This is a genomic window from Streptomyces sp. B21-105 (genome assembly GCF_036898465.1).
Lineage (GTDB): Bacteria > Actinomycetota > Actinomycetes > Streptomycetales > Streptomycetaceae > Streptomyces.
The window spans coordinates 510,075-532,957 of sequence record NZ_JARUMJ010000001.1 but is presented as its reverse complement, the minus strand read 5'-3'; the positions used below and the strand labels follow the sequence as shown (position 1 = coordinate 532,957).

17 protein-coding genes are annotated in these 22,883 nt (G+C 73.6%); 4 read left to right on the top strand and 13 right to left on the bottom strand.

The window, feature by feature from the left end:
- Window positions 1-225: 225 nt before the first annotated feature.
- Window positions 226-2,472: an FUSC family protein gene (locus QA802_RS02140; RefSeq protein ID WP_334517693.1), complete on the bottom strand. Its 2,247-nt coding sequence runs from the start codon at window positions 2,470-2,472 to the stop codon at window positions 226-228.
- Window positions 2,473-2,500: 28 nt separating this feature from the next.
- On the bottom strand, window positions 2,501-3,877 hold the full coding sequence (locus QA802_RS02135; RefSeq protein WP_334517691.1) for an NAD(P)/FAD-dependent oxidoreductase: 1,377 nt from the start codon (window positions 3,875-3,877) through the stop codon (window positions 2,501-2,503).
- 227 nt (window positions 3,878-4,104) lie between these two features.
- Here QA802_RS02135 and QA802_RS02130 point away from each other — a divergent pair, with 227 nt between their 5' ends.
- Entirely contained in the window at window positions 4,105-4,611 is a 507-nt protein-coding gene (locus QA802_RS02130) for a MarR family winged helix-turn-helix transcriptional regulator (RefSeq protein ID WP_334517689.1), read from the top strand.
- 20 nt (window positions 4,612-4,631) lie between these two features.
- On the opposite strand, the gene QA802_RS02125 is transcribed toward QA802_RS02130, so the two are convergent.
- The 6 genes from QA802_RS02125 to QA802_RS02100 are packed head-to-tail and all read right to left on the bottom strand — an operon-like array spanning window position 4,632 to window position 10,524.
- Window positions 4,632-6,410 carry a PP2C family protein-serine/threonine phosphatase gene (locus QA802_RS02125; protein WP_334517688.1) on the bottom strand — a complete coding sequence of 593 codons (1,779 nt, stop codon included), beginning with the start codon at window positions 6,408-6,410 and terminating at the stop codon, window positions 4,632-4,634.
- Window positions 6,407-7,483, bottom strand: a complete 1,077-nt coding sequence (locus QA802_RS02120) for a SpoIIE family protein phosphatase (protein WP_334517686.1) — start codon at window positions 7,481-7,483, stop codon at window positions 6,407-6,409. Before QA802_RS02120 ends, QA802_RS02125 begins: the two co-directional genes overlap by 4 nt.
- The gene (locus QA802_RS02115) at window positions 7,480-7,932 is read right to left on the bottom strand and encodes an anti-sigma regulatory factor (RefSeq protein ID WP_334517684.1); all 453 of its coding nucleotides are present in this window, start codon (window positions 7,930-7,932) and stop codon (window positions 7,480-7,482) included. Before QA802_RS02115 ends, QA802_RS02120 begins: the two co-directional genes overlap by 4 nt.
- A complete protein-coding gene (locus tag QA802_RS02110) occupies window positions 7,929-8,333 on the bottom strand; it encodes an STAS domain-containing protein (RefSeq protein WP_334517682.1) in 405 nt (134 codons plus the stop codon). Before QA802_RS02110 ends, QA802_RS02115 begins: the two co-directional genes overlap by 4 nt.
- The gene (locus QA802_RS02105; RefSeq protein ID WP_319165545.1) at window positions 8,330-9,238 is read right to left on the bottom strand and encodes an STAS domain-containing protein; all 909 of its coding nucleotides are present in this window, start codon (window positions 9,236-9,238) and stop codon (window positions 8,330-8,332) included. Before QA802_RS02105 ends, QA802_RS02110 begins: the two co-directional genes overlap by 4 nt.
- Before the next feature lie 5 nt (window positions 9,239-9,243).
- Window positions 9,244-10,524, bottom strand: a complete 1,281-nt coding sequence (locus QA802_RS02100; RefSeq protein WP_334517679.1) for a PP2C family protein-serine/threonine phosphatase — start codon at window positions 10,522-10,524, stop codon at window positions 9,244-9,246.
- 75 nt (window positions 10,525-10,599) lie between these two features.
- On the opposite strand from QA802_RS02100, the gene QA802_RS02095 reads away from it, so the two are divergent.
- Window positions 10,600-11,073, top strand: a complete 474-nt coding sequence (locus QA802_RS02095) for a MarR family winged helix-turn-helix transcriptional regulator (RefSeq protein ID WP_334517677.1) — start codon at window positions 10,600-10,602, stop codon at window positions 11,071-11,073.
- A 206-nt stretch (window positions 11,074-11,279) separates the two neighbouring features.
- On the opposite strand, the gene QA802_RS02090 is transcribed toward QA802_RS02095, so the two are convergent.
- The 3 genes from QA802_RS02090 to QA802_RS02080 form a co-directional block, all read right to left on the bottom strand.
- On the bottom strand, window positions 11,280-11,669 hold the full coding sequence (locus QA802_RS02090) for an STAS domain-containing protein (RefSeq protein WP_334534251.1): 390 nt from the start codon (window positions 11,667-11,669) through the stop codon (window positions 11,280-11,282).
- Window positions 11,670-11,901: 232 nt separating this feature from the next.
- Window positions 11,902-14,292 carry a SpoIIE family protein phosphatase gene (locus QA802_RS02085; RefSeq protein ID WP_334534248.1) on the bottom strand — a complete coding sequence of 797 codons (2,391 nt, stop codon included), beginning with the start codon at window positions 14,290-14,292 and terminating at the stop codon, window positions 11,902-11,904.
- A gap of 154 nt (window positions 14,293-14,446) precedes the next feature.
- Entirely contained in the window at window positions 14,447-18,724 is a 4,278-nt protein-coding gene (locus QA802_RS02080) for a HAMP domain-containing protein (RefSeq protein ID WP_334517675.1), read from the bottom strand.
- A gap of 658 nt (window positions 18,725-19,382) precedes the next feature.
- Between QA802_RS02080 and QA802_RS02075 the strand changes: the two genes are divergently transcribed.
- Complete coding sequence (locus tag QA802_RS02075) at window positions 19,383-19,754, top strand: PRC-barrel domain containing protein (protein WP_334517674.1); 372 nt, start codon at window positions 19,383-19,385, stop codon at window positions 19,752-19,754.
- Window positions 19,751-20,236, top strand: coding sequence for an ATP-binding protein (locus QA802_RS02070; RefSeq protein ID WP_334517673.1), 486 nt, complete (start codon window positions 19,751-19,753; stop codon window positions 20,234-20,236). The genes QA802_RS02075 and QA802_RS02070 overlap by 4 nt, the downstream gene beginning before the upstream one ends.
- A 30-nt stretch (window positions 20,237-20,266) precedes the next feature.
- Here QA802_RS02070 and QA802_RS02065 read toward each other — a convergent pair whose 3' ends face one another.
- A complete protein-coding gene (locus tag QA802_RS02065) occupies window positions 20,267-20,713 on the bottom strand; it encodes an ATP-binding protein (RefSeq protein ID WP_319165552.1) in 447 nt (148 codons plus the stop codon).
- A 196-nt stretch (window positions 20,714-20,909) separates the two neighbouring features.
- Window positions 20,910-22,814 carry an AMP-dependent synthetase/ligase gene (locus QA802_RS02060; RefSeq protein WP_334517668.1) on the bottom strand — a complete coding sequence of 635 codons (1,905 nt, stop codon included), beginning with the start codon at window positions 22,812-22,814 and terminating at the stop codon, window positions 20,910-20,912.
- Window positions 22,815-22,883 lie beyond the last annotated feature (69 nt).

Here is a 22,883-nt window from a genome sequence, read left to right as displayed (position 1 = left end):
CCGGCCGCGTCGGAGTCCCGTCGTGGGCTGTGGAATCTCCGGCGGTGTCCGGGGCCGCCCTGGCCCGCGGGGCCAGGCCGTCGCGTCGTGTCCCGCAGCGGCCTTGGTGACCTCGGCTGGGCCCGGTCGCCGTGTCGGAGTCCCGCCGCAGGCTACGGAAACCCCGGCCGCGTCCGGGCCCGGAGCGGGCGCGTCCCCGCCCGCTCCCGCCCGCTCAGGGCCGGATCACTTCGGCGCCGCCACCGGTGCCCCGAGCGGGCGGGCGAGGCCGACCACGGCCTCGTCCAGGCGCTGGAGATGCCGCAGTACCCTGTCGGTGACGCGTCCGTAGCGCGGTGTCCCCGGGACGCCCGGTTTCAGCAGCGCGGCGACGCTCGGCCCGGCCAGCACCTCCGCCGTGCTCCGCTCGTCCGCGACGCGCGCGTCGATCGCCCCGATGTTGTGCAGGATGCGCGCACCGGCCCGGCGCAGCCGAGGGTCCGCCGCGATCGACGGATGGGTCGGCAGCAGTTCCGCCGTGGCCGCCAGGGACCGCGCGTGATAGGCGCAGGTCTCCAGCAGCGCGACGACGTAGCGGGCGGTGTCCCGCCGCGACCGCAACGGGGTGACCGGGTGGGTCAGGGGCTGGGTGGCGGCCCGCAGATCGGCCAGCGCCTGATCCAGGTCCCGGGCCCGCTCCAGCAGATCGGCCGGGGCAGCGCCGCTCAGCTGCTCCACGGCCGCCTCGGTGACCCCGCTCAGCCGCTCGAGCACGGTCGCCAGCAACTCGTTGGTCCGCCGGTCCGTGTGCACCGGCAGCACCAGTGCCGCCGCGACGATTCCGCAGGCCGCCCCCAGCGCCGTCTCCTCCACCCGCAGCACCAGCACGGACAAGCTGTAGGTGTGCAGCAGCGTATACAGCACACCGAGCGCGGCGGTCACGAAGAACGACATCAGCGTGTACGACAGGGGCGCCGTGTAGAACATCGCGAACACGCACAGCAGCACCACCGCGAACGCCGTCCACGTGTGCCGGCCGACCAGGCCCGCCAGCACGATGCCGGCGACCACGCCGAGCACGGTGCCCAGCAGCCGCCGGTAGCCCTTGACCAGGATCTCCCCCGTGGAGGACGTGTTGATGAAAACGATCCAGCAGGTCAGCACCGCCCAGTACCAGCGGTGCGCGGAGAGCAGCTCGCCGCCGATGATGGCCAGCGAGGACCCGACGGCGACCTGCACGGCGGCCCGGGTGGTCGGCCGCCGCAGCCCGGTGACCTCGTCCGCCGGGGACTCGTCCGTCTCGGCGCCGCCGATCGCCGCGTCCTCCGCGTCGAGCTCCTCGCGGGAGCGGGCCGTCTCTGGGCTGTCGCCGGACTCGTCCTGCGGCCCGTCGAGCGCGATCCGCAGACCCAGCACCGCGCGCGCCGTCTCGCCGACGCCCCGGAAGACGTCCTGCACGGGAGGCGGCGCCTGCGGCAGGTTCTCCTCGTCCCGGTAGCCGAGCAGCCGGTTGCGCACCTGCGACAGCACGGTGCCCGACCCCGCCTCGACGGGATGCCGCACCAGCAGCCGCAGGGCCCGCAGATCGTGGCGGAGGGTGTCGAGGGCCTCGTCCCGTACCGGGAGCCGGGTGGCCTCGGGGAGGGGCGCGCCGGGCAGGTGCAGCGTCAGGGTGTCGGCCCGCTCGGCGCTGCGGGCGGTGAGCAGGAGCAGTCCCAGCCGCTCGGCGGCGATCTCGGCGTCGGCGATCCGGCGCTGCACAAGGCGGGCGACCGTCTCGTCGGGCGTGCCCTCCGCCAGCCGGCCCTGGATCATCATGGCCGTCTCGTGCAGCCGGGCGGTGCCCTCGCGGACCTGGCCGAGGGCCTTCTCCGCGTCTTCCGGGCCGGCGTCGAGCAGGTCCAGCTGGGCGTCCAGCAGCTGGGCGAGCCGCGCCCGGAACGCCAGCCGCAGCCGTTCCAGGATCCCGGACGGGGTCTGCGGCACCAGCAGGAACCGGGCAGTCGCGCTGCACCCGAAGGCCACCGCGACGACTCCCAGGTAGCCGGGCAGAGACGAGGTCCCGACCCCGACGAACAGGGCCATGAAGTAGACCTGGAAGCCGACCAGTCCGAGCGCGGTCCCACGGTCGCCGAACCGGCGGCCGTAGACGGCGCAGAAGATCAGGGCGATGAAGAAGAAGTCGCCGGCCACCGTCCGGGAGCTGAGCAGGGCCGCCAGCGACAGCGAGGCGAGCGCCACGGGCAGACCCAGCGTCAGGGTGACGGCCTGCGGGCCGCGCTGCTTCTCCCGGACGGCGAAGGTGGCGACCATAGAGGCGATGGCGCCCGCCACCAGATGCGAGACGTCCGCGCCCAGCAGGGAGAGCACCGCCAGCGTGAGGGAGATCGCGCCGACCGTCCGCAGCCCCGCCGCCAGGCGCAGCAGCCCGGGATCGGACGCCGCGACCCGATCCCGCCACCGTGCGCCGAACGACCGTGCCGCAGCCCTCACGCCGTCGTACTCTCCTGCCGTGCGGTTGTCAGACGGTGTCCGGGCCGGCCCCCTCGACCCGCGCCCGCACCTGCTCGGGCGTCAGATAGCTGTCGGTGTACTCGAAGTCCTTCAGTTTCGCGGTCCGGCGCGCCTGGAAACCGGTCCGGACGAAATCGTCGCCCGCGACCGCGTTCAGCGTCCAGTTGGTCAGGACCCGCGCCTTGGCGACGCCGGTGCGCAGCGCCGACCAGTGGTAGCCGCGCGCCACGGCCTGCGCGGGCAGCCCCCGCAGCTCGATGCCGAGCGGCTTGGAGACGGCGTCGGTGCCCCCGAGGTCGACGACCAGACCGAGGTCCTTGTGCACGTACGGCCGCATCGGCCGGCCCCGCAGCGTGGCGATGACGTTGTCGGCGACGACCTTGCCCTGCCGCATCGCGTGCTGCGCGGTCGGCGGGCACACCGCGCCCTCGTCGCCCTTGGCCCGGTCGGGCACGGCCGCGGCGTCCCCGAGCGCGAACACCCCGTCGTTGCCCGGCAGGTTCATCTCGGCCCCGACCACGAGCCGCCCGCGCTGCGTCTCCGCGCCGAGCGTCCCGATCAGCGGGCTCGCCACGACGCCCGCCGTCCAGATGAGCGTCCGGGTGGGAATCACCCGCCCGTCGGTGAAGGTGACCTCCTCGGGGCCCGCCTTGGCGATCGACACGCCCAGCGAGATGTCGATGCCGCGCTTGCGCAGCACTTCCTGGGCGCTGCGGCCCAGCTTGTCGCCGAGTTCCGGCATCAGCTTCGGGGCGATGTCGATGAGATGCCACTTGATCAGGTTCGGGTCCAGCCGCGGATAGCGTTTGACCGCGTTGTGGGTGAGCAGTTGCAGACAGGCGGCCGTCTCGGTGCCGGCGTAACCGCCGCCGACGACCACGAACTGCAGCCGCGAGGCCTGCTCGGCGGGGTCGTTGCTGGCGTCGGCCAGGTCGAGCTGGGTGATGACGTGGTCGCGGATGTACGCGGCCTCCGCGAGGGTCTTCATCCCGAACGCGTGGTCCGTCAGCCCCGGGATGTCGAAGGTGCGGGTGACGCTGCCGGGAGCCAGCACGATGTAGTCGTACGGCTCGTTCACGATCTCGTCCGTGATGGTCCGGATGACGCAGACCTTCGACGCGAGGTCCACGCCGATGGCGCCGCCCGGGATGATGCGGGTGCGGTACTTCTTGCTGCGGCGCAGCGATACGGCGATCGACTGGGGCGTCAGCACGCCTGAGGCGACCTGCGGCAGCAGCGGCAGATAGAGCTGGTAGGCGAACGGCGTCACCAGGGTGACGTCGGCCTCCGTGGCGGAGAGTTCGCGTTCCAGTCGCCGGACGCACCCCACCCCCGCGAAGCCCGCGCCCACCACCAGGATCCTGGGTCGTGTCACGATGTCCATCCCTTTCTGCGGCTCCAGGCGGTCTGCCCCGACGTCATGCGCGTGCCCCGCCCCGGGCCGTTCGCACCTCATCGATACCACCGCGCCCGAACCGCTTCCGCCAGTCGGGCGAGGCATGTAGACGAACGTTTCTCCTGAGGTCAGCGTCGTACCCCCTGATCGACCTGTGTACGCCCCGGTCCTTCGGGTAGGCCGACGTACATGACACAGCCGGTGGTCCGACAGCAGTGACAGCGGGGTACGCGGACAGCTCCGACGACGGAGGGTGGAAGGACCGCGGGAGGCAGGCGCGGCAGGTCGCCGAGGCCGTGGAGAGCCTGGTGGCCTGCTGGCTCGCGGCGGCGGAGGAGGCCTCTCCCCGGCTGCCCGCCCGGCAGCTGCACGCTCTGCGGACGGTTCGCGGTCGCCCGGAGCTGAACCTGACGGCCCTGGCCGAGCATCTCGGAGTCGGCCTGCCGACCGCGAGCCGCCTCTGCGACCGGCTGGAGGCCGCCGGGCTGCTCGAGCGGACCGTGCAGCCGCACAACCGGCGTGAGGTGCAGCTTGTGCTGACCGCCTACGGCCACCGTGTCCTCGCGGACGTGGCCGAGCGCCGGGTCCGGCGGCTCACCTCGGTGTTCGAGGCCATGACGCCGGCCCAGCGCGCCGCTCTGGAGCACGGACTGTTCGCCTTCCACCAGGCCCGCACGGGGTCGCCCGCGCCCGGCCGGGGGCCCGCCGGTCCGGACGGCTGACCGCCCCGCGCACACCCCGCTCACGCCCCGCCGCGAGGGTCACCGACCTGGATGCCGACCCGGCCGGCGGTACGGCCGCCGACCTGGCTCTCGACGAGGCTGTCGATGCGGCTGTCGACGTGGCACAGCAGCAGACATACGTCGTCGTCGCGTTCGGAGTCGCTCAGCATCGGCTCCAGGATGCGCTCGGCCGCGCCGTCCACGTCCGCGTCCAGCTCCTCGGCGCCGAAGCCGCCGAGCGCCGCCGCCAGGCGGGAGATCCCCGGGTCTATGCCCTGCGCCCGCCGCTCGACCAGGCCGTCGGTGTAGAGCGCCAGCGTGGAGCCGGGCTCCAGCGGCACCGTGTGGTCGGCGATCTCCTGGTGCAGCGGGATGCCGAGCATCGCCCCCGGCTTGGCGTCCAGGGTGCGCACCCGACCGTCCGGACCGCGCAGCACGGGCGGCGGATGACCGGCGGCCGCCCATGTCAGCACGGGTTCGCCGGGCCGGAAGCGGGCGATCACAGCCGTCGCGTACAGGTCGGGCTGGAGGTGGTGCAGAAACGTGTGCAGCCGGGTCAGCAGCTCGCCGGGGCTGCCCCCGTCGACGGCGTAGGCGCGCAGCGCGGTGCGCAGCTGGCTCATCATCACCGCCGCGTGCAGCCCGTGCCCGGTCACGTCGCCGATGACGGTGATCAGGCTCCCGTCGGGCTGCCGGAACGCGTCGTACCAGTCGCCGCCGATGTTCAGCCCGTACGTGGCCGGCAGATAACGGGCCGCCAGCCGCAGCCCCGGGGTGGCGGGCAGCTCGGTCAGCAGGGCGCGCTGAAGGGTCTCGGCGATGTCCCGGTTGTGCTCGAAGCGGCGGGCGTTGTCGAGCGCGCCGCCCGCCCGCCGGGTGAGCTCCACGAGCATGACGGCGTCGTCGGGGTTCCAGCGCTCGCCGGGCGGGGTCAGCGTCAGCACCCCCAGCGGCGCGCGGCGCGTCGGCAACGGCACGCACAGCAGGGGCCGGGTCGGAAGCAGCGCCGAAGGGGGCTGGTCGTCCACCCCGGGCAGCCCGCCGGGGTGGGCGGCCGCGTACTGGGGCCGGCCGGTGCGGGCCGCGATCACCGCGGCGGCGGGACGCGCGGCGGACGCCCCCCGCTCGTCCTCGGCGTCGAAAAGCCACACGTCGACGGTGCGGGCGTACTCGGGCACCAGCAGCTCGGGCAGCCGGCGCACGATCTCCTCGTGGTTGAGGGAGGCGGTGAGCGCGGCGCTGGCGTCGGCGAGGAACGTCAGCCGGCGGCGGGCTTCCTCCGCCTCCCGGCGGGCCGCGCGTTCCGCCGCGAACGCCTCACGCTGGGCCCGCCCGGCGGCGTCCAGGTCGGCGTGCAGGGCCAGGACGCCCTGGTTGGTCTGGTGCAGCTCCTCCCGGTGGAAGGCGACCAGCTCCTCCTGCTCGGTGAGCCTCTCCAGCACGAGCGCGGTGTCCTCGTCCGCGCCGAGCAGCGCCTCGGACAGGGCGGTGACGTCGCCCGGCACCGGATCGGTGACGGGGGCCGCGGCCGGTTCCGGGCAGGGCGTGACGAACCGCCACGGCGGTTCGTCGCCGGCGGGGGAGGCGGCGACCTCGAGATGCAGCGAGCCCCCGGTCGCGGTCAGCGCGAGCCGCCAGCCGCCGCCCTTGGTCAGGCATCGGCGCAGCCGCGCGCTGAGCGCGGCCGACAGCCGGGTGCGGTCCAGCGGGGTGACGCCGTACGCCGAGGCTGCCCGCGCGACGGCGATCCGGGCGCGTGCCGCCTCGTCGACGGTGGTGATCTGCCAGCTGCGCTTCATGGACGGTCCGACGGGCTCGGGGACAGGACGGCCACGGCGGTGTCGTCCCGCACGGGGCGGGCGGAACTGCCGGCGTCGCGCACCGTCACGGCGGCCGTGAGCGCGGGGTCGGCGGACAGCAGCCGGGGGTCGGCGGGCGGCGCCCAGCGACTGGGCAGCCCGTCGCTGTGCAGTACGAGCAGCCGGTCCGCGGCCCAGTCGGCCTCCGTCTCCGGCAGGGTGGTGGGCCGGTGCACGCCGACTATGCCCGGCCGGGAGATCAGATGCCGCCAGGAGTCGCCCTCGCGCAGTCGCGCCCCGATGTTGCCGATGCCGGCGAAGCGCAGCCGCCCGGCGCGCAGGTCGAGCCGGGCCACGCCGACCGCCGCGCCCCGTGTGCCGCGCAGCGCGCCGTCCAGGCGGCGCAGCAGCTCGGCCGGCGGGAGGTGGGCGCTGCGCCGCACCTCCGCGACCGCCGCGGCGGAGGCGCGGGCCGCCCCGGGGCCGTGTCCCAGGCCGTCGGCCATCATCAGCGTCAGCAGGTCGCCGTCCCGCACGCAGGTCCAGGCGTCTCCGGAGCACTCGCCGCCCCGGAAGGGGATGTTGACCCCGCCGGCCAGCACGGCGGCGGGGGAGTGCGGGGACGGGGCGTCGGCCGGGGCCCGGCGGCCGTGGGAGGCAGCCGCGCCGCCGATCCGGGCCAGTGCGACGGTCCCGCGGCCCAGGACGCTGTGCAGGTCGAAGTCGTCCGACAGCCGTCGGCAGGTGCCCAGCCCGGCGCCCAGGGAGCCCGCGGTGGAGAACCCGTCGCCGAGCGCGGCCGGGACGTCGGACATGCCGGGACCGTGGTCGACGGCGACGATCTGCACCAGCAGGGCTTCGGAGCGACCGCCCGGCGCGGGGACCGCCTCCACGAGCAGTTGCCCGCCCCGCGCGTGCTTGAGCAGGTTGGTCGCCAGCTCGGTGGCGACCAGCGCCGCGTCGGCGGTGCGCGGCCCGTCCAGTCCCGCCAGCGCAGCCGCCTCCTCCGCCGCCACTCGCGCGTCGCGCACCCGCGTCGAGTCGTGCACCGGAACGTCCCACACGCGCGTCATCGGGGCTGCTCCTCACGCGGCCGGGGCGGGCGGACCGCCCAGGACGTCACGGTGACCGTCGTGCCCGCCCCGGGGGCGCTGTCGATGGCGAAGTCGTGCACCAGCCGCCGCGCGCCGCCCAGCCCCATCCCCAGCCCCTCGCCGGAGGTGAAGCCGTCGCGCAGGGCCTGCTCCAGGTCGGCGATGCCCGGCCCGCCGTCGGTGAACGTCAGCCGCAGCCCCCGCGCCGCCCGCCCGTCCGACACCGCCCGGGCCTCCACCTCGCCGCCACCGCCGTAGACCAGCGTGTTGCGGGCCAGTTCGCTGGCCGCGGTGACCAGCTTGGTCTGCTCCACCAGGCCGAAGCCGAGCGTCGCCGCAGCCTGGCGCACATGCTGCCGTACCCACACCAGGTCCAGGTCCGAACGGATCGGCAGGCGGGCGTCGACGCCCGCGGACGTCTCGCTCACCGAGTCTCCCGGCGCGGGTCGTCCGGCGACGCCGCGAGCAGTTCCAGGGCGGCCTCGGTGCTCAGCGCCGTCCGCAGTCCGGACAGCGTCAGCCCCAGCTCCACCAGGGTGATCGCCACCGCGGGACGCATGCCGGCCACCACGGTCCGCGCCGCCAGCAGCCGCGCGCCCGCCGCGATCTCGGCCAGCACCCGCCCCAGGAAGGAGTCGACGATCTCCACACCGGAGATGTCGATGACCACGCCGGTCACCCGGCTGCGGACGATCGACTCCGCGACGTCCTGCTGGAGTTGCTCCGCCGCCCCGTCGTGCAGGTCGCCCTGAAGGGTGATCAGCAGGACGTCGCCGAGCCGCAGCACCGGCACATGGGCGGTGCCCGCCGGTGAGAGGTCGTGGTTCACCGGGGACCCGCACCGCCGGACGCGGCGGGCACGATGCCGGCGCCCAGCCGGTCGAGGGCGTACGCCAGGGCGTCGGCGAGACTCGACCGGGTGACCACGGGCAGGTCCAGGCCGAGGTGCACGATCGTCTGCGCGATGGCGGGCCGGATGCCCGAGACCACGCACTCCGCGCCCATCAGCCGCACGGCGGCGACGGTCTTCATCAGGTGCTGCGCGACCAGCGAGTCGACGGTCGGCACCCCGGTGATGTCCAGGATCGCGAACCGCGCCTGCTGGTCGACGACCGACTCCAGCAGCGTCTCCATCACGACCTGGCTGCGCGCGCTGTCGAGCGTCCCGATCAGCGGGACGGCGACGATGCCGTCCCACAGCCGGATGACCGGCGTGGCGACCTCCGTCAGTTGCACCTGCTGCCGGTCGATGAGGGCCTGGCCCTCCGTCAGCGAGGTCTCCAGGACCACCAGCCGCAGGGTGCCCATCAGCGCGGTCAGGGTCGTCGCGCACTCCCTGAGATGCGCGGCGGGCGCCTCCGGCAGGTCGGTGACCAGGAGGTTCACCACGGGCGTGCGCAGCGCGTCCACCTCGTGGGAGATCTGTGCGTTGCTGAGGCCGGCGCGGGCCCGGGCGGCCGCCATCCGGGCCAACTGCTCGCGCACCAGCGTGAATCCGGCACTGTCGGTGTCCTCCACCCGGCCCAGGACGGCCACCTGGGCGAGCGCGTCGACGACGCCGCGGCCCGCCTCCACCGCCTCGTCCCGCGAGACGGTGAACACGACGCGGAAAAGGGGTTCGTCGGCCCACCGCTGGGCGATCTGCTCGCGGCGACGGCGCAGGAACGCCCCCACCTCCTGCACGGGCGCCGCCCGCTCGGCGGGCCGCTCCGCCGCCGTCTCGTCTTCCGGCATCTGCCTCACTCCTCGTCCGTGTCGTGCCGCTGCGGTCCCGGCGGTGGCGACGGGACCGTGCCGTGCCCTTCGCCGGGCGACAGCTGTGAGCCGGGGCCGCCGGACGGCGACGGGTCCGGTGTGCCGAACCAGTCGAGACACACGACCAGCGCGTCGTCGTCGGGCTCGGGTCTGCCCCGGTGACCGGTCAGCGCGCGCAGCACGGCGCCCGGCACGTCCGCCGCCGGCAACAGGGCGGCCGACGCCACCGCCCGGGCGAGCGCGTGCTCGCCGTACGCCTCGCCGCCCGGCGCGACGACCGCGTGCACCCCGTCGCTGACGAAGAGCAGCCGGTCGCCGGGGAGCAGGGTGAGCTCCTGGGCCACGTAGTCGGTCTCCTCGAACATGCCCAGCGGCAGCTGCGCGTCCAGGTCCACCCGGGACAACGTCCGGTCCCGCACCAGCAGCATGTGCGGCGAGCCCGCGTCGACGACCTGCATGCGCCCGGTGGACAGCTCGATGTCCACCAGCAGCACCGACAGATGCGCCTCGCCCCCGTAGTGGGCGTGGATCGCCTGGTCCGCCAGCGCCGCCTGGTCCGCGATCGGGACGCCGGCCCGGCGGGCGTTGCGCAGCGCGTTGATGCCGAGACCGGTCAGCAGCGACGCCTCGATGCCCTCGCCCATCCCGTCGGTGACGCACACCGTCAGCCGGTCGTCGTCGGCCGCCCAGTCGAAGTTGTCGCCGAACACGGCGTAGGCGGGCTGCAGTTGGGCGCCCAGCGCGTACTCGTCCCGGGCGCAGGACCGGGCCGGGAGCAACTGCCACTGGATCTCGGCCGCCAGCGTCAGCCGGTCCTTGCGGCGCGCACGCCGGTACGCGTCGGTGTCGCGCTCGGCGACGACGATCTCGTGCCCCAGCAGCTGCGCCGCCTCGGCGAGCTCGGTGAGCCGCTCCCGGGCCTGTGCCCCGGGCAGCGTGACCGACAGGACGCCCAGCCGGTCGCCGCGCACGGTCACGGGCAGGTGCGCGAGGACGAGCCCCTCGCCGAGTTCCTCGACATGCGGTTCCTGGGCGCCGAAGGCGCGGCCGGGAGCGCTGCCGTGCACGGCGGCCGGCTCCGGGACGCCCGAACCCCGCGCGCCGCCGGGCGGCACGGGCAGCAGCACCGTCAGTCCGTAGTCGGCAAGCCGGAGTTCGACCGCTTGTGCCGCGTAGTGGCCGCGCAGCACCTCGCGCAGTGCGTCGGGCAGCCGGTGCGGTGCCGCGGAGCGCAGGGCGCGTCCCGCGGCGACGAGTCTGTTCACGCGGCCGTTCCCGTCGTCGCCCCGCGCCGGGTGCGGGCTGACACCCGCCTCGATCCCTGCGAGAGTGTCACCGTGATGTCCTCCTCCTCGCGTCCGCAGCCCCACCAGGTGGCGCGTGTGACCTCACAGGCGTCCGAGCTGCTGGAAGTCCTGTGGGGCCGTGCCTCCACGGCGCCGGTCTCCGCGTCCCAGCTGCGCGTGCTGTTCATCCTGGAGCACCACGAAGGCATCAACCTGCGCACGCTCGCCGACTCCCTCGGGTCCACACCGCCGTCCACCAGCCGCCTGTGCGACCGGCTCCAGGCCGTCGGCTTCGTCGAACGCCGGACGGCCGCCGGGAGCCGCCGGGAACTGGAACTGTTCCTGAGCCGCCGCGGGCGCTCCTTCCTCACCGATCTCAGGTCACGCCGGGAGGCGGCGCTGGAGGGCGTGCTGGAGCAGATGCCGGCGGCGCAGCGCACCGCGCTGCTGCGGGGGCTGGAGGCGTTCTGCGCGGCCGCGGCCTCGCAGATCCACGAGTCCGAAGCCGCTGACGCCCGTACCGCCTGACGGTGTCCCCGCGTGCTCGGGTGCGCCCACAGGCACATCGGTGATCCCTCCCGCATCTGTCCCGCTCACTGTGTTGCCTCACGACGACAGTTGTCAAATGACAACTGTCGGGCGGCAGTCGGCCGCACCTGCGTCTTTCCCCACGGCGCCGGCGACCGGACCCGGCCCGGCCGGCCCGGCCCGCGCACGGGCGCCGTCAGCCGCAGTCAGTCGTCCGAGACCCCCGCCGCCTGCTGACGGTCGATGAGCTCCAGGGCCTCGTCCGCCTTCTCCGATATGGGCACCGTGATGCTGACCCCGGTCAGCTCCAGCACACGGCGCACGGCCGGCGTCGGATCGATCACGTGGACGCTGCCCGGCAGGTTCCGGGCCTCCTGGTAGACCCGCAGGATGATGTTCATCCCGGACGAGTCCATGAACGGGACCTCGGACAGATCGATGAGGAAGTGCCGTCGCCCGTGATGGAGCTGGTTGGCCAGATGGGCCTGGAACTCGGTCGCGGTGTCGAGATCCAGATGGCCCGCGACCGTGACCAGAGCGACGTCCTCGCGAGGCAGCGTGACCTCGACGGACAGGGGGTTCTGGGCGATGGACACGTGTTCCTCCGAAAGCTGGCGGTCCGGGTCGGCTGCCCCGGCGGGCGACGTCGATGCGCCGTGACCGTGGGCCGGGGCGGGCGGGCGCGGCACGGGAATGATCTCCATCGTCCTGTCCTGCCCCTTTCACCCGCGGATCCCCGGCCTGTCGGTGCGCACAGCCGGATACCCCCGAACCGCGGCCCCATGCATCACCCCGCACACGGAGCGCTCACCCCGCACCGCGGCCGCCCTACCCCAGGCGGATGCCCACGATGCAGGTGTCGTCGTCCGTGTCCGACCTGCTGTAGGTGAGCAGCCGGTCCAGCTGCTGGTCGAGGGTCGGCGGCACCGTGCGGGCCTGCACCAGCAACTGCGTCAGCGACTCCTCCACCGACCGGTCGCGCCGCTCGATGAGGCCGTCGGTGTACATCAGCAGCGTGTCGTCCGCGGCCAGCTGGACCTCCTCCTCCTCGTACGCCGTCTCCGGCACGGCGCCCAGCAGCATCCCCCTCAGCAGGGGCAGCGGTGCCGCCTGCGCGTCCCGCACCAGCACCGGCGGCAGATGACCCGCCCTGGCCCAGCGCAGGGTGTGCCGGGCGGGGTCGTACAGGCCGCACACCGCCGTCGCCGTGATCGAGCCCGTCAGATGGTGGGCGACGATGTTGAGCCACGACAGCAGCTGCCCCGGCCCCGCCCCGGTCACCGCCAGCCCGCGCAGCGCGTTGCGCAGCACCACCATGCTGGTGGCCGCCTCGATGCCGTGCCCGGCCACGTCGCCCACGCACAGCATCACCAGACCGGAGGGCAGCACGACGGCGTCGTACCAGTCGCCCCCCACCAGGTGCTCCTCCTCGGCCGGCCGGTAGCGGACGGCCACCTGGAGGCCGGGGGCCTCCAGCGGGGCCCGGGTGGGCGGCATGATCGCGTGCTGCAGCTGCAACGCGAGCCGGCTGCGCTCACTCGCGTGCTGCTCGGTCTGCGCCAGCTGGTCGCGGGTGGCGGCCAGCGCCACCTCCGTCCAGTGCTGCGACGAGATGTCCTGGTAGGCCCCGCGGACGGCGACCAGCCGACCGTCGGTGTCCAGCACCGGCTCGGCGACGATCCGCATGTGCCGGGTCACCCCGTCCGGCCGTTGCAGCCGGAAGGCGGCGGACGCCGGACGCCGGCGGTGCAGCAGCGTGCGCAGCAGACGGCCGACGGTCACCGCGTCGTCGGGGTGCGTGTGCGCCGACAGTTCCTCCAGCCGCACCGGAGGGCTCGACAGGGGCCGCCCGTACAGCGCGAACAGCTGCCCGTTCCAGGTCGTCTCGCCGGTGACCAGGTCCTCCTCGAAGCCGCCGATGCGGCCGAGGCGCTGAGCGTTCTGCAACAGGCTCGCCAGCCGCGCCGCCTCGTCCTCGATCCGCCAGATCAGCAGCACGCACGCGCCGTGCCGGCTGATGCTGAGGTCCGCGACGGCCGCCAGCGGCACCTCCCCGACCAGCGCGGTCAGACTCACCCGCCGGGCCCGGAACGGCTCGCCCGTGGCGTGCACGCGCTCGATGCGCTGGAAGAGGTCACCGCCGCCGGCGGCCATCGGGTACGCCTCCAGCAGCAGCGCCCCGTTGACCACGGCCCGGGGCCGCCCCGCCGGGTCGAGGAAACGGTCGTTGACGTGCTGGATGCGGAAGTCGAGGAGCTTGCCCTCGGCGTCGACGTGCGGCACCAGGACCAGAGCGGGGTCGTGCAGGCCGTCCGTCAGGTCCATCAGCTCCGACGCGTCCGCCAGCACGAGCCGCTGCGAGCCGGGCCCGGGGACGTGCGCGTACGACTGCAGCGTGTGCGCGCACAGCTCCGCCAGCGCCTCCACCTGACGCATCACCTGGGGCGGCTGCGGGGGCAGCGGGGCCGGCCAGGCGATCTCCAGAATCCCGTGGACGCGTCCGGCGGCCCTGGCGGGCACCGCGACCCGCCCCCCGCCCGGGTGCAGCTGACGGCCCACGGTGGGCAGCCCCGTCCCGCCGAGCGACCCGATCCACTGGGTGGACCCCTCGGCGAGGGCGTGCCGGGCCACCGTCGCCACGTCCGGCGGCACATACCGCCAGCGCTCGGCCTCGCCGGGGCAGAACCCCGCGCTGCCCGCCAGGGTCAGCGAGCCGTCGGAGCCCACCGCCCAGATCGCCACCGCCACCGCGCCCAGCGGCCCCAGCGCGTGCTGGAGCAGGGAGTCGGCGACCGCCTGGGTGTCGTGCGCCGCCGCCAGCGCTCCGCTCTCCGCGGCCCGCAGCCGCACGGCGGCAGACCGCTCCGGCGGCGGGTCCTCCGTCCCCGACACGGCGGCCAGGAACGCCTCGGTGACCTCGGACACCCGGTCCTTGGCCGCCTGGTTGATGACGTCCACCGCGAACTCCAGCGGGGTCGTCCCGGCCTGCTCGGCCAGATCGGACAGCTGCTGCGCCGCCTGGGCCGGTCCGCAGCCGAGGCGCTCCACCAGGATGCCCTTGGCGAGTTCGACCAGGGCCCGCCCGTCCGCCTCGGCCTGCGCCGCCCGCACCTCCCGGCGCAGCCGGTCCACGGTGGCGGCGAGCCGCCCCACCGGCGAGGACGCGGCGACCGTTGCCCGCGCGTCCACGAGCGGCGGGCCCGGGTCCTCCTCGGACACGAGCCGGCCCCCGCCCCGCGGGGCGGGGCTCGCCGTGGTGGCGGCCGGTGCGGGCAGGGACCGGGCGTCGCCGGGTTCGGTCGGCTGGGCGGGAACGGTCACGGTGTGCGGACTCCTCGGCTGGCAACGCCTGGGCGGGCAGGGCAGGACGGCCTCAGACGGTCAGCCAGCGTCGGACGCAGGCCATGAGGTCATGAGTGTCGACGGGCTTGGTGACGTAGTCGCTGGCCCCCGAGGCGAGGCTCTTCTCCCGGTCGCCCGGCATCGCCTTGGCCGTCACCGCGACGATCGGCAGCTCGGCGTACTCCGGCATACGGCGGATCTCGGCCGTGGCCGTGTACCCGTCCATCTCCGGCATCATCACGTCCATCAGCACCAGCGCGATCTCCGGGTTGTCGCGCAGCGTGTCGATCCCCTCGCGGCCGTTCTCCGCGTGCAGCACCCGGACGCCGTGCAGCTCCAGGATCCCGCTGAGCGCGAACAGGTTGCGCGCGTCGTCGTCGACCACGAGGACCGTGCGGCCCACGACGGCGTCGTCGACCGGCGGCGGTCCCTCCGGCTGCGGATCGTCCGGGCGGACCAGGGCCAGCACGTCCCCCGGCTGCTCGGCGGAGAGATGCAGCGTGATGCGCTCGCGCAACTCGTCCAGGCTGGACAGGAACTCCATCGGCTTGCCCGCCGCACGGGACTGCAGGCTCCGCTCCTGGGCGAGGTCCGCGCGGTGCCCGCTGTGCACGAGCACCGGCACCCCGGTCAGCGCCGAGTCGTCGTGCAGGGCCTCCAGGAACCGCGACGCCTCCGCGTCCGGCATGCCCAGTTCCAGGACGACGCAGTGGCAGGGCTCCGCCGCCAGCGCACCCGCGGCCTCGTGCGCCCCGACCGCGGTGACGATGTCCACAGGGGCCGCCGGCGTGCCGTCCTCCCGGCCGCGCGCCATGTCCGCCACGACGGACTCGGCCACCAGGGTCAGCAGCCCGCGGGGCCGCTCCTCCACCACCAGCAGCCGGCGCGGCCGCCGCCCGGCGGGACCGAGGGGCACCGGCACGCCCGGGGCGCCGACCGGGATCCCCGCGGGCGGCTCGCCGAGGACCCGCTCCGCCGGCCGGCCGCCGTCGACGACCTCCTGGAAGTCCCGTCGCGTCACCGGCAGATACAGCGTGAACGTGCTGCCGCGCCCCGGCGTGCTGTCGACCGTGACCGCGCCGCCGAGCAGATGGGCGATCTCCCGGGTGATGGACAGACCCAGGCCCGTGCCCCCGTACTTGCGGCTGGTGGTGCCGTCCGCCTGCTGGAAGGCGCCGAAGATGGTCTCCAGCTGCTGTTCCGGGATGCCGATGCCGGTGTCCTTCACCCGGAACGCCACCACCGTGCCGCCGCGCACCACCCCGCTCGGCACCTCCTCGTCGGAGGCCGGCTCGATGCGCAGCTCCACGCCGCCCTGCTCGGTGAACTTCACCGCGTTGGACAGCAGGTTGCGCAACACCTGACGCAGCCGCGAATCGTCGGTCAGCAGGTCGGCGGGGGCGCCCGCGGCCGTGTCGACGGTGAACTCGAGGCTCTTCTGCGACGTCATCGGCCGGAACGTGGCCTCGACGTACTCGATGAGCTGCCGCAGCGAGACCCGCTCCGGCGAGACGTCCATCTTCCCGGCCTCGACCTTCGACAGGTCCAGGATGTCGTTGATCAGCTGCAGCAGGTCCGAGCCGGCCGAGTGGATGATGCCCGCGTACTCGACCTGCTTCGGCGTCAGGTTGCGCGAGGGGTTCTGCGCCAGCAACTGGGCCAGGATGAGCAGGCTGTTGAGCGGGGTGCGCAGCTCGTGGCTCATGTTCGCCAGGAACTCCGACTTGTACTTCGAGGCCAGCGACAGCTGCTGCGCCCGCGCCTCGAGCTCCTGCCGGGCCTGCTCGATCTGCAGGTTCTTCGCCTCGATGTCGCGGTTCTGGGCCACCAGCAGGGACGCCTTCTCCTCCAGTTCGGCGTTGGAGTGCTGCAGTTCCTCCTGCTGGGACTGCAACTCGGCGGAGCGGGCCTGCAGTTCGGCGGTGAGCCGCTGCGACTCGTCGAGCAGTTCGTCGGTGCGGGCGTTCGCCACGATGGTGTTGACGTTGACGCCGATGGTCACCCGCAGCTGCTCCAGGAAGTCCACGTGCGTCTGGGTGAAAGCGGTGACCGACGCCAGCTCGATGACGCCGAGCACCTGCCCCTCGAACACGATGGGCAGCAGGAGCAGGGCGCTGGGCTCCACCTCGCCGAGCCCCGAGGAGACGGTGACGTAGCCGGGCGGCAGTTCGTCCACGGTGATCGTGCGGCGGCTGCGCGCGGCCTGCCCCACCAGGGAGCGGCCGAAGGGGACACGGGTGGGACGGGTGTCGTCGGCGGGGTAGCCGTAGGCGCCCACGAGCCGCAGCTCGGGCCCTTCGGGGCCGTCCTCGGCGAGGTGGAACGCGCCGAACTGGGCCGACACCAGCGGCACCAGCTCGTCCATGATCAGTTCGGCGACCACGGGCAGGTCGCGGTGGCCCTGCATCAGGCCGGAGATGCGCGCCAGGTTGGTCTTGAGCCAGTCCTGTTCCTGGTTGGCCCGGGTGGTCTCGCGCAGCGACTCCACCATCGAGTTGATGTTGTCCTTGAGGTCGGCGACCTCGCCGGAGGCCACCACGGTGATCGACCGGGTCAGATCCCCCTCGGCGACGGCGCTGGTGACCTCGGCGATCGCGCGGACCTGCCGGGTCAGGTTCCCGGCCAGCTCGTTGACGTTCTCCGTGAGGCGCTTCCAGGTGCCCGAGACGCCCTCCACCTCGGCCTGGCCGCCGAGGCGTCCCTCGGTGCCGACCTCGCGGGCGACGCGGGTGACCTCGTCGGCGAACGCGGACAGCTGGTCGACCATGGTGTTGATGGTCGTCTTGAGCTCGAGGATCTCGCCGCGGGCGTCGACGTCGATCTTCTTAGACAGGTCGCCGCGGGCCACCGCCGTGGTCACCAGCGCGATGTTGCGGACCTGGCCGGTGAGGTTGTTGGCCATCGAGTTGACGTTGTCGGTGAGGTCCTTCCAGGTGCCGGCCACGTTCGGCACCTGCGCCTGGCCGCCGAGGCGTCCCTCGGTGCCGACCTCGCGGGCGACGCGGGTGACCTCGTCGGCGAACGCGGACAACGTGTCCACCATGGTGTTGATGACGTCCGCGAGGGCCGCGACCTCGCCCTTGGCCTCGACGGTGATCTTCTGCGACAGGTCGCCGCGGGCCACGGCGGTGGCGACCTGCGCGATGGAGCGCACCTGGCCCGTCAGGTTGGACGCCATCACGTTGACGTTGTCGGTGAGGTCCTTCCACGTGCCGGACACCCCGCGGACCGTGGCCTGCCCGCCCAGGTTGCCCGCCGTGCCGACCTCGCGGGCGACGCGGGTGACCTCGTCGGCGAACGCGGAGAGCTGGTCGACCATGGTGTTGATGGTGTTCTTGAGTTCGAGGATCTCGCCGCGGGCGTCGACGGTGATCTTCTGGGAGAGGTCGCCCTTGGCCACCGCGGTCGCCACCTGGGCGACGTTGCGGACCTGGTTGGTGAGGTTTCCCGCCATGAAGTTGACCGAGTCGGTGAGGTCCCGCCAGGTGCCCTTGACCCCCTTGACGTCGGCCTGGCCGCCGAGGCGTCCCTCGGTGCCGACCTCGCGGGCGACGCGGGTGACCTCGTCGGCGAACGCGGACAGCTGGTCGACCATGGTGTTGATGGTGTTCTTGAGTTCCAGGATCTCGCCGCGGGCGTCGACGGTGATCTTCTGGGAGAGGTCGCCCTTGGCCACCGCCGTCGTCACCTGGGCGACGTTGCGGACCTGGTTGGTGAGGTTTCCGGCCATGAAGTTGACCGAATCCGTGAGGTCCCGCCACACCCCGGCGACCCCGGGCACCTGCGCCTGGCCGCCGAGGCGTCCCTCGGTGCCGACCTCGCGGGCGACGCGGGTGACCTCGTCGGCGAACGCGGACAGCTGGTCGACCATCGTGTTGACGGTCTCCTTCAGCTGCAGGATCTCGCCCCGGGCCGGCACGTCGATCTTCTGGGAGAGATCGCCCTTCGCCACCGCCGTCGCCACCTGCGCGATGTCCCGCACCTGCGTGGTGAGGTTGCCCGCCATGGCGTTCACGGAGTCCGTCAGATCGGCCCATGTCCCGGACACGCCGGGGACCTCCGCCTGACCGCCGAGGGTGCCCTCCGTGCCCACCTCACGGGCCACCCGGGTCACCTCGGAGGTGAAGACCGACAGCTGGTCGACCATGCCGTTGAAGACGGTGGCGATGTCGCCCATCAGGCCGTCGCCGTCCGTGGGCAGCCGGGTGCCGAAGTCCCCGTCCCGTACGGCCGTCAGACCGGCCAGGAGCTGCCGCAGCTCGTGGTCGCCGGGGACCGTGTCCGACGACTCGGTCGCGTTGCTGGTCATGCGTACCCTCGTTCCGCTCCCCAGGAGCCCCCGGGCGGGGACTCGGAACCGGGCCGCCCGGGTGGACGACCCCGCATGTCACGCCTGTGTTTCCGCAGTTCACGGAAGTGTGCGATGAGAGAAATCCGCCGCAGGCTAACCCACGTGAGCGGGCGGGAACAAAGCCTCACGGCACGTCGCGCACACAGGAATTCCGGATGATGCACACAAGGCATACATGACCGGAAGACGGGTACCCGACACAGTTTCGCCCGGGACGGCGCGCCTGCCGTCCCGGGCGATCCCGGCGTGGCCGGACCCCGGCTGCATAGGGCTCCTCGACGAACCGCAGGCGGATGATCCGCCGTCCCCTGCTGTCCAGTTCGGCGATGGGCGGCGCCAACGAGCGGAAGTCCTCGCCCGGTTCCAGGGCCGGCTCCGCCGTGCCGCGCCTCGATGGCCTCCTCCTCGGACGGCGGCAACAGCTGCGGACCATTCGTCGGGGCGGTAGCCGACGAGCTCCGGCTGCCCCTGATCGCGCCGCGCCTTCCGCGACGTTCCTCATAGCCGCCCAGGGCGGCCGACGCCGTCCGGCACCACGGCCCGCAACCGGTCGCCGCCCCGAATGCGGCGGCGCCGGCAGGGTAGCCGCTGCTGTGGAACGCGAGAAGGGAGCAGCGTGGCCATCGACGCCATATGGGCATACCCGCCGGGCAGCGGGCACGCCGAGGGACAGGACCTGACCGGCTACACCGTCACGACGGCCGACGGCACTCTCGGGCACGTGGAACGCGAGGCGGAGCCGCACGGCATGCGGCATCTGGTCGTCGACACGGGAGTCTGGCTGTTCGGCAGGAGCGCCGTCGTCCCGGTCGGCGTGGTGAGCGGGGTCGACACCGAGGCCGGCCAGGTCTCCCTGGCCTGCACAGGGGACGAGGTCAAGGAGGCGCCCCGCTTCCACACCGACAGCGAGACGACCGACGCCGGGTACCTCACCGCTGTGGGAGACCACTACCGGCGGCCCGTCCCGCGGGGAACGACGCCGGCGTGAGCGACGACGAACTCGCGCCCGCGCGGCCGACGTTCCCGCAGACGCAGACGCAGACGCAGACGCGGGGGCTGACGCACGCGCCGGTGGCGACCGCCGCCGCGGCCCGGGCCCACGCCCGGGCGGTGGTGGAGGCCGGCTGGGAGACCTCGACGGGTCCGGCGCACGAGACCGACGTGATCGACCTGCTGCTGGTCGTCTCGGAACTGGTGACCAACGCGCTGCGGCACGGCGGCGGACTGGCCGGATTCGAGGCGGTGCCCGTCCGCGACGGGATCCGGCTGGCGGTGCGCGACCACAGCGACGAGGTCCCGGCCGGCGTGTGCGGGCCCGCCCCGCCGCCGGCCGGGCGGGCCCGCACGGGCGGCTACGGCTGGCCGCTGGTGCTCCGGCTGGCCCGGGACATCGGCATCGAGAAGGGGCCGACGGGCGGGAAGACGATCAGGGTGTTCATGCCGGTCCGCGCGGCCGGCGGGCCGGACTGACGGTCGGCGGGACGCGTGCGGTCGGCGGGCTCACCAGGGCAGGAAGACGTGGACGTCCTTGCCCGCACCCCGGCCCGCCTCGTTCGGCACCACGCTGACCTGACTGCACAGCGTGTCCACCAGGTACCAGCCGATGCCCCCGCCCCCGGTGTCGGGATGGAAGGGCCGCGGGGTCGGCGGCGTGCTGTTGGTGTCGTGCACCGTGACGTGCACCCCGTCGAAGGTGCGACGCAGATGCAGTTCGAAGGGACCCGGCGCGTACTGGACCGCGTTGGCCGCCAACTCCGTGACGATCAGCACGATGTCGTGCCAGCACTCCGGCGCCGTGGGCGGCGAGGCCCGCGCCAGCTCCCGGAGGAACTCCTCCGTGGCCAGACGCGCACCCGTCACGTCCTGCGGTTCACCCGTGAAACGAGCCGTACGGCTCGGACTCGCCCAGGAGGACAAAGCGTCATTGCTCCGCGGTTCGGCTGCCATGTGGTCAGTGCGGCCCCGCACCGTCCGGGGGCCGTCGTCCTTTCTCGTACGGCTCTCAAGGCGTCGCCCTCTCTGGGTTCCCGAGGACGCCCGGGCTACGCGTCCGGTTCCCGACGGCATACGGCCCCGGCACGGTGCGGGCGGCGCGAACCGCAGGCTGCCCCGCCCGCCGGACGGTATGTCCGCCCGGCCCCGCTCACCGGAAGACGTCGTCCGCGTCGTCCCAGCTCAGGACCTCCTCCTGCGGGCTCTGCCGGGGCAGCCGGGCCCGCGCCTGGTACATCGCATCGATCTCCGCCGCGTAGTGCGCCACGATCGAGTCCCGGCGGAGTTTCATCGAGGGCGTCAGCAGCCCGTTGGCCTGGTCGAACGACTGCGGCAGGATGCGGAACGCCCGGATCGACTCCGAGCGCGACACCGAACTGTTGGCGGCGGCCACGGCTCGTCCGATCTCCTCGCGCAGGGCGTTCTCCTCGCGCGCCTCCCGGCTCTGCTGCTCGCCGTGCAACGCCAGATTTCCCCGCCAGTGCGCCAGGAAATCGGGGTCCAGGGTGATCAGCGCGCCCACACACGGCCGGTTGTCGCCCACCACCACCGCCTGGTGGACCAGCGGATGCATGCGCAGCCGCTGCTCGAGCGCCGCCGGCGCCACGCTCTTGCCGCTGCTGGTGATGATGACGTCCTTCTTGCGGCCGGTGATCGTGAGATAGCCGTCGGAGTCCAGGAAACCGAGGTCGCCGGTGGCCAGCCAGCCGCCCGCCAGGGCGGCCCGTGTCGCGGCGTCGTCGTTGACGTAGCCCTGGAACACCGACGGGCCGCGCACCAGGATCTCCCCGTCCTTCGCCACCCGGACGTCCATGCCCGGGAGCGGCTGTCCGACGGTGCCCGACTTCTCCCGGCCGAGCGGCTGCATGGTGATCCCGCCGGCGGTCTCCGTCAGGCCGTACCCGTCGTGCACGTAGATGCCGATGCCCTCGAAGAACAGGGAGAGGTCCCGGTGCAGCGGGGAGCCGCCCGACGTCGCGCGGTGGACCCGCCCGCCGAGCGCGGCCCGGAGTCTGCGGTACACCGTCCGTTCGAACAGGGCGTGCTGGAGCCGCAGGTCGAGGCCGGGCCCGGAGCCGCGGCCCAGCCGCTGCCGTTCGACGGCGGCCGCGAAGTCGCGGGCCGTCTCCGCCGCCCGCTCGAACAGGGCGCCGCGCCCCGCCTCCTGGGCCGCCCGCAGGAAGTTCTTGTAGATCTTCTCGAACACCGACGGGACGGCGTACAGATACGTCGGCCGGAAGGTGCGCAGCGACTCCGCGAGCGCGTCCGCGCCGACGTCGGGCTGGTGACCCATCACGATGCCGCCGCGCAGACACAGCCCCTGGATCATCAGCCCGTACACGTGGGAGAACGGCAGGAAGGCCAGCACGCTGGGCTGTTGTCCCGCGGGCGCGGCGGTGTGCCCCCAGCCGGCCAGCAGGGTGTCGCAGGGGCTGGCCAGGCTGCGGTGGCTCAGCGCGCAGCCCAGCGCCCGGCCCGAGGTGCCGGAGGTGTAGGCGATCACCGCGGTCGAGTCGGGCAGCACGATCCTGCGCAGCGAGTTCACCGTGGTGAGGGACACCGGCTCACCGCGCCGGGTGAGCTCGTCGAGGGCTCCGGCGTCCAACTGCCACACGTGCCGCAGCGCCGGCAGGGCCGCGCACACCGATCCCACCGTCATCAGGCTCTGTTCGTCCTCGACGACAACGCCGACGCAGTGGGCGTCCCGCAGGATCCACTCGACCTGCTCGCGCGAGGACGTCGGGTAGACGGGGACGACCTCGGCGCCCACCGCCCACAGGGCGTGGCACAGCACGGTCCACTCGTACCGGGTGCGCGCCATGATCGCGACGCGGTGCCCGGGGGAGATGCCGGAAGCCACGAACCCCTTGGCCAGATCGACGACCTCGTCCCGCAGTTCGACGGCGGTCACCTCCTCCCAGGCGCCGAGGGCGGCGTCCGTACGGCGGGACAGCACCGGGAGCGTCGGGGTACGGGCGGCGGCGTCGAAGACGGTGTCGGCGAGCCCCCCGGTCAGGGGCGGGACGGCTGGGGGAGCGAGAGCGAAGTCGCGCATGCGCTGCTCCTGACGTGTACGGACTGTGACTCCGTCGACGGGAACTGTTATCGACGGTGGTCGAATCTA